The organism is Oleiphilus sp. HI0123 (assembly GCF_001635315.1).
In genome coordinates, this window is record NZ_LWGE01001866.1 from 1 (window position 1) to 9,224 (window position 9,224).

Annotated in this window: 6 protein-coding genes; 5 read left to right on the forward strand and 1 reads right to left on the reverse strand. The window is 46.8% G+C overall.

The genetic code is table 11. From position 1 onward, the window contains the following. The first annotated feature begins 154 nt into the window (after positions 1-154). The 5 genes from zapE to A3761_RS24985 all read left to right on the forward strand — a co-directional run bounded on the left by zapE (position 155) and on the right by A3761_RS24985 (position 7,365). On the forward strand, positions 155-1,267 hold the full coding sequence (gene zapE / locus A3761_RS24965) for a cell division protein ZapE (RefSeq protein ID WP_068554080.1): 1,113 nt from the start codon (positions 155-157) through the stop codon (positions 1,265-1,267). Positions 1,268-1,574: 307 nt separating this feature from the next. Next, entirely contained in the window at positions 1,575-2,783 is a 1,209-nt protein-coding gene (locus tag A3761_RS24970; protein ID WP_068739808.1) for an acetyl-CoA C-acetyltransferase, read from the forward strand. A 13-nt stretch (positions 2,784-2,796) separates the two neighbouring features. Beyond that, positions 2,797-4,950: a 3-hydroxyacyl-CoA dehydrogenase NAD-binding domain-containing protein gene (locus A3761_RS24975; protein ID WP_197473258.1), complete on the forward strand. Its 2,154-nt coding sequence runs from the start codon at positions 2,797-2,799 to the stop codon at positions 4,948-4,950. Positions 4,951-5,025: 75 nt separating this feature from the next. Next, positions 5,026-6,171 carry an acyl-CoA dehydrogenase family protein gene (locus A3761_RS24980; protein WP_068553075.1) on the forward strand — a complete coding sequence of 382 codons (1,146 nt, stop codon included), beginning with the start codon at positions 5,026-5,028 and terminating at the stop codon, positions 6,169-6,171. Between the two features lie 18 nt (positions 6,172-6,189). Next, positions 6,190-7,365, forward strand: coding sequence for a CaiB/BaiF CoA-transferase family protein (locus tag A3761_RS24985; RefSeq protein WP_068553073.1), 1,176 nt, complete (start codon positions 6,190-6,192; stop codon positions 7,363-7,365). Between the two features lie 74 nt (positions 7,366-7,439). Here the strand turns inward: A3761_RS24985 and mfd are convergent. Next, on the reverse strand, positions 7,440-9,224 hold a 1,785-nt coding region (mfd, locus tag A3761_RS24990; protein WP_068751124.1), incomplete at its 5' end, for a transcription-repair coupling factor.

The following is a 9,224-nucleotide window of genomic DNA, read 5'->3' on the forward strand; positions in this document are numbered from 1 at the left end:
CTCTTTAGTCTGAAGACAATAGCAAATAGTTTTTTAATCGAAAATTGACCTAGGCGGCAACAAGCCTCAAAATAGCCGCTTTTTTAGGCCTCTGAAAAAAGTTTCACAGAAAAGCTTCCAGAGTTAGTTTTACTCGTATTAGGATTTTTCGAATATGTCGTCTTTACCGCTCTCTCCCTTGCAACGTTATTTACAAGATTTGGAAAAGGAAGGTTTCGTTAAAGACCCTGCACAGAAAATGGCGGTAGATAGACTGCAAACGCTGTATGAAAATCTAATTTCAGATGAAGCAGAGCGCAAGCGCTTAGCCGGGAAGTGGTTTAACAAGTTTTCTAAAAAGAAGCCAGAGCCTGTCAAAGGCCTTTACTTCTGGGGCGGGGTGGGTCGTGGTAAAACTTATCTAATGGATAACTTCTATGAAAGCCTGCCTTTTGAGCAAAAAATGCGCATTCACTTCCATCGCTTTATGCAAAGGGTTCACCAGGAGCTGACTACGCTTGAAGGCGAAAAGAACCCATTGCATATCGTTGCGAAGAAGTTGAGTGATGAGGCCCGTATAATTTGCTTCGACGAGTTTTTTGTTTCCGATATCGGTGATGCAATGATTCTTGGCGGCTTAATGCAAGAGCTTTTTGCGAACGGTGTTTCCCTTGTATGTACTTCAAACATTGTTCCAGATGGTTTATACAAGGATGGCCTACAGCGTGATCGCTTTCTGCCTGCTATCGATCTTGTTAACAAGTACACCGAGGTTGTGAATGTTGATGGCGGTAACGATTACCGCTTACGTACACTTGAACAGGCTGAGCTTTATCATTTTCCTTTAGATGCACAAGCCGATATCAATTTGGATAAATACTTTAAACAGCTCGCTGTTGAAGCTGGTTCTCACGAGCTAGAGCTTGAGATTAATGGTCGCCCTCTTAAAGCACTACGGCATGCTGACGATGTTGTTTGGTTTACCTTTTCCGAGCTTTGCGATGGACCTAGAAGCCAGAATGACTACATTGAGATCGCAAGAGAATTTCACGCAGTGATCGTGAGTAACGTCCCTCAGATGAGTATCGATACAGATGATCAGGCGAGGCGCTTTATCAATATGGTTGATGAATTTTATGACCGCAGCGTTAAGGTGATTATCTCTGCTGAAGCGCCTATCCATGAAATTTACCAGGGCGGCAAACTTAGCTTTGAGTTCGAACGAACAGAAAGCCGTTTGTTAGAAATGCAAAGTCACGAATATCTAGAGCAAGCACACAAGGCTTAATAGCACTCAAAGTAGGCGGGTTCTCTGGCCGCGCAGAACGAAACCGCCGTACCATCTGACTACTCCGAGGCAGAACCTGCGCCCCGAGACGGGCCGCCTACATAAGCCTTGGTAGCGCTCCAAGGAAGGCGGGGTCACCGGCCGCGCATAATCGAATCCCTAAGCCGTTTTTTACTCTCTCATTCTAAGCTTGCAATAAATGATCAACTTTATTGCTATGAAATATCATTGAGACCTTCGCTTAGCCAGCTATCCTAATAATGCGTTTTCCATTCAATGGACGAACAAATTTTATAGGATAAGTACAATGACAAATGAAGCCCTAATATTTGACGCGATTCGCACACCTCGGGGCCGAGGTAAAGCGAGCGGCGCTCTTCATGAAGTAAAACCGGTAACACTTCTTTCAGATTTATTAAACGCTCTTCAACAGCGCAATGGTTTCGATACAGCTGAGGTTGACGATATCGTCATGGGCTGCGTTACCGCTGTTGGCGACCAAGGTGCTGATATCGCAAAAACTGCAGCATTGGCTGCAGGATGGAATGATGATGTTGCAGGTGTTGTCCTTAATCGCTTTTGCGCATCGGGGCTCGAGGCGGTTAACACCGCTGCAATGAAGATTCGTTCAGGTTGGGAAAATCTCGTGGTCGCTGGGGGTATCGAGTCTATGTCACGAGTCCCGATGGGGAGCGATGGTGGTGCTTGGGCAATGGACCCCGAAACGAACTTTAAAACGGGTTTTATGCCGCAGGGCATTGGTGCAGATTTGATCGCTACCTTGGGTGGATACTCCCGTGAAGACGTCGATGCCTTTGCTATGCGTTCGCATCATAAAGCAGCGGCGGCTTGGGAACGCGGCTCTTTCGAAAAATCTGTGGTGCCGGTCGTTGATCGTAATGGTATCGAAATTTTAGCGAACGATGAGTTGGTTCGGGCGGATGCATCCATGGAGACCTTGGGTAAGTTAAAAGCTTCGTTCCAGATGATGGGCGAGATGGGCTTTGACGGTGTTGCTCGTCAGCGTTATCCGCAAGTTGAGTCAATCAATCACATCCATTCACCTGGTAACTCCTCGGGTATTGTTGATGGTGCTGCAGCTGTCTTAATTGGTAGTGAGGCTGCTGGTAAAAAATTCGGTATGAAACCACGGGCTCGTATTGTTTCTACAGCTGTTGTTGGAACTGACCCGACGATTATGCTCACAGGTCCTGCGCCCGCTGCACGAAAAGCACTTAAAGTAGCTGGCATGGACGTTAAGGACATCGACTTGTTCGAGGTGAACGAAGCATTCGCCTCTGTGGTCATGCGCTTTATGGACGAACTAGAAGTGAGTGAAGAAAAAGTAAATGTTAATGGCGGTTCAATCGCGATGGGTCACCCTTTAGGCGCAACAGGAGCAATCATTTTGGGTACGTTACTAGATGAGCTTGAAGCTCGTGACCTAAAGACTGGCCTAGCGACCTTGTGTGTCGGCGGTGGCATGGGTATCGCAACGATTATCGAAAGAGTTTAAGAGGAGAACGGCCGTGAGTATAAATAACAACACGAATTCAGTGATTGTAGAAAAAGATCAAGACAATATCGTTCACTTTATTCTTGATAAGCCCAATTCCGGTGCCAACTTAATGGACCAGGAATTTACAGACTCCTTATGCGCAGCAGTCGAACAACTTCGTGATGAAGACTTCGCAGGTGTGCTATTCCGTTCAAATAAGTCGACTTTCTTTGCCGGTGGCAACCTTGATGACCTCTATGCAACTACACGTCAAAATGCCTCGGTTCTGTATAAAATGGTTGACCGCCTAAAACTGGCAATGCGAGAGCTAGAAACATCTGGTAAGCCGGTTGTTGCTTGTATCAACGGCGCTGCACTTGGGGGGGGGTGGGAGCTTGCGCTTTCGTGTCATTACCGTGTCGCTTTAAGCAAAGGTGTGACGCTAGGTCTACCTGAAGTGACGCTTGGCTTGTTGCCTGGTGGTGGCGGTGTTGTCCGTATGTCTCGTCTCTTAGGCCTTCAGGCGGCATTGCCGTTTTTGACCGAAGGTAAACAGCTCAAACCTGAGAAAGGTAAAGATCTTGGTTTGATCAATGAAATTGTCGATGCACCTGAAGAACTAGTTTCTTCGGCTATTGCTTGGATTAAAGCCAACCCTAAAGCCCAACAACCTTATGATGTAAAAGGCTATAAAGTGCCAGGAGGAAAACCTTCAACGCCTGCCTTAGCGAAGATGTTACCGATTGCACCCGCAATGATGCGCGAAAAAACCAAAGGCACCATGCCAGCTCCTGAGTCGATTCTCTCGGTAATGGTTGAAAGCCTACAAGTTGATGTCGACTCGGCAATGCGCATTGAGACACGATATTTCGTTGAGCTGGTTTGTAGCCAGGTAGCGAAGAATATGATCGGTACTTTCTGGTATCAACTCAATGAAATCAAGGCGGGGGCAGCGCGTCCTGATGGCGTAGAAGCGTCAAAGGTGAGTAAGGTGGGAATTTTGGGCGCCGGTATGATGGGTGCAGGTATTGCCTATTCATCAGCAGCTAAGGGCATTGAGGTCGTGTTAAAAGATGTTTCAGTAGAAAATGCTGAAAAAGGTAAAGAGTATTCTCGGAAGATCCTTGATAAGAAAGTGAAAAAAGGACGCTTAAGCAGTGATAAGCGTGATGCTGCCATGAACGCCATCCTGGCGACCGATAATGCGCAGGACTTGAAAGGCTGTGACCTAGTCATTGAAGCTGTATTTGAAGACAGAGGTCTAAAAGCAAAGGTCACACAGGAAGCTGAAGCGCATTTAGAGTCATCAGCTGTATTTGCTTCGAATACCTCTACCTTACCCATTACTGGTCTTGCGGAAGCCTCTAAGCGACCAGAGAACTTTATTGGCCTTCATTTCTTTTCGCCAGTCGACAAAATGCCGCTGGTAGAAATCATCTGTGGTGACAAGACCTCAGATGAAACACTGGCCAAAGCTTATGACTACGTTTTGCAAATTGGTAAAACGCCAATCGTAGTTAATGACAGCCGTGGATTCTTCACTTCCCGTGTTTTCGGCACTTTTGCAAACGAAGGGATCGCCATGTTGGGTGAAGGGATACCGGCCGCAGCGATCGAAAATGCAGCCTTCCTGGCAGGTTTTCCGGTAGGACCGTTGGCAGTGACCGATGAAGTTAGCATGACCTTGATGGAAAAGATTCGTAAGCAAACGATTAAGGATCTTGAAACGGAAGGCAAACCTTATCTGGCGCACCCAGCCGATGAAGTTGTAAATAAGATGCTTGCGCTAGAACGTGCAGGAAAACTTGCGGGTGGTGGTTATTACGATTATCCGGCTCAAGGTAAAAAACACTTATGGTCAGGTCTAAAGGATAAGTTCGAACAACCCGACCGTGAAGTTAGTGTTGATGAGATCAAAGATCGCCTGCTTTACATTCAAGCGATTGAGACTGTCCGCTGCGTCGAAGAAAAAGTACTGACCAGCGTTCGAGACGCTAATATCGGCTCCATCATGGGAATTGGTTATCCGGTCTGGACGGGCGGCATCTTGCAGTTTATCAACCAAACAGGCTTAGAGTCTTTTATTGAAAGGGCCGAAGCCTTGCATCAGCAATGCGGTGAGCGATACGAAGTCCCTCAACTGCTTAAAGATATGGCCCGAGACAATTTGACGTTCAAAGACTAGCTAAATCTATATCAACCAGTTTGTGAGGTTTTGGGCCTCACAAGCTTTGAATAATTCTAAGAAAGGTAGAAAAAGATGATTAAACGAACAGTATTTGAATCTGAACAAGAAATGTTTCGCGATGCGTTTAAGAAGTTCCTTGAAGCTGAAGCTGTGCCTCACCACGAGCAATGGGAGAAAGACGGTCAGGTATCTCGTGAACTATGGAAGAAGGCTGGTGAACACGGCTTTTTAAGCCCAACTGTCCCAGAAGCATACGGCGGTGTTGAAGGTGACTTTCGTTTCAATGCGGTGATCGATGAAGAAGTTGCTAATTACGGCTTAAGTGGTATCGGCTTTGGCTTGCACTCAGACATCGCGGTGCCTTACATCATGGCTTACGGTTCCGAAGAGCAAAAGCAAAAGTACCTGCCGGGTTGTGTTGATGGTTCAATTGTGACCGCGATTGCCATGACAGAGCCTGGCACCGGTTCTGACTTACAAGGTGTGAAAACCAATGCTGTGTTAGACGAGTCAGGCGAGTTCTATACACTCAATGGTTCTAAGACCTTTATCACTAATGGACAGTTAGCAGATTTAATTATCGTGGTGGCTAAAACTAACCCTGAAGCTGGCGCAAAAGGTACGAGCCTTCTGTTAGTTGAGGCAAACTCACCCGGCTTTGAAAAAGGCACCAATCTTCATAAGATCGGTATGAAGGCACAGGATACGTCAGAGCTATTCTTCCAGGATGTAAAAGTCCCAAAAGAAAACGTGCTAGGTGCTGAAGGCATGGGCTTTATCTACCTTATGCAGGAGCTACCACAAGAGCGGCTATCGGTAGGCTTAAACGCGATCGCTAGTGCAGAGTCGATTCTTGAGCAAACAGTCGCATACGTTAAAGAGCGTAAAGCCTTCGGCCGTGAAATAGCATCGTTCCAGAACACCCAGTTTAAGCTTGCCGAAATGTCAGCAACCTTGACGATGGCGCGTGTATTTGTCGATAAATGCTTAGAGCTGCATATTAATAAGCAACTAGATGTGGTGACCGCAGCGAAGCTTAAATTATTGACTACCGAGATCCAGTGCGATGTGATTGACGAGTGTTTACAGCTACATGGTGGTTACGGCTACATGTGGGAGTATCCGGTTGCGCGCGCTTACGCAGATGCGCGTGTTCAGAAGATCTATGCTGGTACAAATGAAATCATGAAGTTGATTATCGGCCGCTCGATGGTCTAAAGGAAGTAGGGGTAAGTAATGTCACAACCACTCAAGGGAATTAAGATTCTCGACTTTACCACCTTATTACCGGGCCCTTATGCAACGCAATTGTTGGCAGATATGGGCGCAGAGGTTGTAAGAGTAGAGTCACCTACGCGACCCGATCTACTAAAGCTCTTGCCGCCAATGGTAGGTAAGGTTTCTGCCTCGCACGCCAGCGTTAATCGCAATAAGAAAACGATTGCTGTTGATTTAAAGCATGAGAGTGCAAAAGAGATCGTTCATAAGTTGGTGAGTGAGTTTGATATTGTGATTGAGCAATTCAGACCAGGTGTTATGGCGCGTCTAGGTCTGGATTATGAGGCCTTGGTAAAGTTTCAGTCTAAATTAATCTATTGCTCGATCACAGGCTATGGTCAAACAGGGCCCTTAAAAGATCGGGCAGGGCATGATATTAACTATTTGGCTTTGTCGGGCTTAGCCAGTTTCTCTGGCAGAAAAGAAACCGGTCCCACTTTATCTGCAACACAGGTTGCCGATATTGCAGGTGGTTCACATCATGCCGTAATGGCGATTCTTGCCGCAGTGATTGAACGTGCTTCTACTGGAAAAGGCCAGCACCTGGATATCAGTATGAGTGATGCGGCCTTGGCGCTGAACACGATGTTCGGCGCCAACGCGCTAGTCAGTGGCAAGGACCCAGCGTGTGGCGAAGAGATGCTCAACGGTGGTTTATTCTACGACTACTACCAGACGGCAGATGGCAAGTATATTTCGGTCGGTAGCCTGGAACCAAACTTCGCGATGGTTTTGCTATCTACCCTAGGTTTGACAGCTTACCAGAATAAGATTGCCGACCAACGAGCCGAAACCCAAACAGAAATCAAGGCAGCAATTGCAGCAAAAGTGATCGAAAAAGACCAAGCTCACTGGAATGACGTCTTTGGCAACTTAGATGCTTGTGTAGAACCTGTATTGAGTATCAACCAGGCTGCAGCGCACCCTCACTTCATAGCGCGGGGCATGATTACCACCGCTGTAGATGAGACAGGCAACGAGATTCAACAAATAAATAGCGCATTGCCATTTAAGTCTGAAGGCATAAAGCAAGCAGGGAGACCTTTGGGGGCAGATACCTCAGATGTATTAAAGTCTTTGGGCTATAGTGATGAGCAAGTTCAGGGGCTTAGAGAGGGGAAGTGTGTTAAGTAAGCATATATCTCGCTGTGAACCTGACTCGTGCTAACCTGCCAGCGAGCCGTGGAAGGCTCTGCCTACAGCTGAGGCTAAGTCGGGGCCTTGCTCAATAACGCAATCAGCGCTTCAATCTCACTTAATTTCTCTTCTGCGTTCTTGGCCTCAAGCTCAAACTTAAGTTTTGTGGCGCCTTCTAGCTTGTACTTTATCGGGTTCTTTTGCACTAGCTGAACGATGGCCAAGGGGTCGACTTTCGTGTCTTTTGAAAACTCAAAACTACCGGAGGTCTCGCCTGCGTCGATTTTATCGATGCCAACAGGATCGGCTTTGAGCTTCAGCTCTGTTTGACGCATTAGGTTTTTCACAGCGTCAGGTAACATACCGAAGCGGTCAATCATTTCGACTTGAATGTCTTTTAGGCCGTCCTTATCGGCAGCGTTAGCAATACGTTTATAGAGTACTAAACGCATATGTACGTCTGGTAAATATTCGTCAGGAATAATTGCGGGAATACGCAGGTTCACCTCGGTGCCATGCATTGGGTTCTCAAGGTCGAGCTCTTTTCCTTGTTTAAGCGATTTAACGGCTTGATCTAGCAAGTCCATATATAGGGTAAAACCGATATTCTGAATCTGGCCGCTTTGTTCTTCACCTAATAGTTCACCTGCACCACGTATCTCTAGGTCGTGCGTTGCCAACATGAAGCCCGCCCCAAGTTCTTGCGAGGCAACAATTGCTTCAAGTCGTTTTTCAGCATCGCCACTAAGTTTTTTAGAGCTGGGTGTCATGAGATAGGCGTAAGCCTGGTGGTGTGATCGTCCGACGCGTCCACGTAACTGGTGTAGCTGTGCCAAGCCGAACTTATCAGCTCGGTCTATCATGATGGTGTTGGCATTAGGAATATCGATGCCGGTCTCAATGATGGTTGAGCAAACTAAAACATTAAAGCGCTGGTGATAAAAGTCTGACATCGCGGTTTCAAGTTCACGCTCACGCATTTGACCGTGGGCAATGCCAACTCGCGCTTCAGGTACCAGTTTAGTTAAGTACTCAGCTTCTTTATGAATATTTTTAACATCGTTAAATAAGTAGTAAACCTGACCACCACGCAGAATCTCACGCAAGAGAGACTCTTTGATCAAAGCATCTTCGCGCTCACGAACGAAAGTTTTTACTGACAGACGCTTAGCAGGTGGTGTGGCGATAATCGATAGATCGCGTATGCCGCCCATCGCCATATTTAAAGTACGCGGTATTGGCGTGGCGGTAAGGTTTAAAATATCTACGTCGCTGCGGAAAGACTTAATCTTTTCTTTCTGCTGCACACCGAATCGATGTTCTTCGTCAATAACCAAAAGACCAAGGTCTTTGTACTTAACATCTTTTTGAATCAGCTTGTGGGTACCGACAATAATATCTATTTTTCCAGCCTTTAGGTCTTCCAGCGCTTTAGCCTGATCTTTTGGAGAGTTGAATCTTGATAGCACATCGACTTTAACCGCCGTGCCTGCAAATCGATCTTGGAAAGACTCGTAATGCTGCTGCGCAAGAAGTGTCGTAGGAACGAGCACTGCGACCTGCTTACCCGAGTAGGTTGCGACAAATGCGGCACGCATCGCCACTTCAGTTTTACCAAAACCAACGTCTCCGCAGACGAGCCGGTCCATCGGCTGTTCGCGTGTCATATCGCGAAGCACTGCCTTAATCGCAGCTTGCTGATCGGGTGTCTCTTCAAACGGGAAATTGGCGCAGAAGGCGCGGTAAGCTTCACCAGGTTTATCACATTTAAATCCGGAGCGTGCTTCACGCTTTGCATAAACTTCGAGCAATTCTGCGGCCGTATCACGAATTTTCTCTAAGGCTTTTTGCTTTGC

What these genes read in the sequence shown, in the direction of transcription:
- zapE (WP_068554080.1), top strand. Translation starts at nt 155, where the DNA reads ATGTCGTCTTTACCGCTCTCTCCCTTGCAACGTTATTTACAAGATTTG.
- A3761_RS24970 (WP_068739808.1), top strand. Translation starts at nt 1,575, where the DNA reads ATGACAAATGAAGCCCTAATATTTGACGCGATTCGCACACCTCGGGGC.
- A3761_RS24980 (WP_068553075.1), top strand. Translation starts at nt 5,026, where the DNA reads ATGATTAAACGAACAGTATTTGAATCTGAACAAGAAATGTTTCGCGAT.
- A3761_RS24985 (WP_068553073.1), top strand. Translation starts at nt 6,190, where the DNA reads ATGTCACAACCACTCAAGGGAATTAAGATTCTCGACTTTACCACCTTA.